This is a genomic window from Vibrio sp. 10N.222.52.B7 (genome assembly GCF_041474275.1).
Lineage (GTDB): Bacteria > Pseudomonadota > Gammaproteobacteria > Enterobacterales > Vibrionaceae > Vibrio > Vibrio crassostreae_C.
In genome coordinates, this window is the sequence record NZ_JBFRTU010000215.1 from 1 (window position 1) to 622 (window position 622).

Below are 622 nucleotides of genomic sequence, written 5' to 3' on the forward strand. Positions count from 1 at the left end.
CCGTCTTCAAAGTGGTTAGCGTCAAACTGTTTACTCATTTGAGTCAGGGTAGGGATCAGCTGTTGCACTGAGTCTTGCAGCTCATTTCGAAATCGATGGACACGTTTCTCGTCAGCGAGGCCTGAAAGCTTAGTGATTGATTGATTCAAACGCTCCAACCACGATGCTGCGCCTTTTAAGCTCGCAGCCGCAGAAGAGTGATCTCTGGCTACATGCGGTAAATGGTGAGCTTCATCGAATATATAGATGCTATTTTCTGGTTCAGGCAGTATCACGCCGCCGCCTAAGTCTGCATCAGCCATCACTAAACTGTGATTGGCGATAATCACGTCTGCTTTATCTAGCTCTGAGCGAGCTTTCTGGAAAGGGCAGTCTCTATGCGTAGGCATACTGTTGTTACAGCTGTGCTTATCGCTGACAATCATCTGCCAAATCATGTTGTCGATGGGTTTTGGCCACGAATCACGGTCACCATCCCATTTACCTTGGGTTAGGCTACGATACATGGTTTGAAGTTGGTCGATATCCTTCTTCTTTGGCTTAGATTCGAACATGGCCATTTGTCCGCCATCAACCCCGCAGGCAGCGGCTAGCTTTTCGGAACAACAATAACGCTGTCTGC

Annotated in this window: 1 pseudogene; it reads right to left on the reverse strand. The window is 48.1% G+C overall.

From position 1 onward, the window contains the following. Nucleotides 1-622: pseudogene (locus AB4512_RS22475) on the reverse strand (ATP-dependent DNA helicase DinG); the annotation flags it as partial.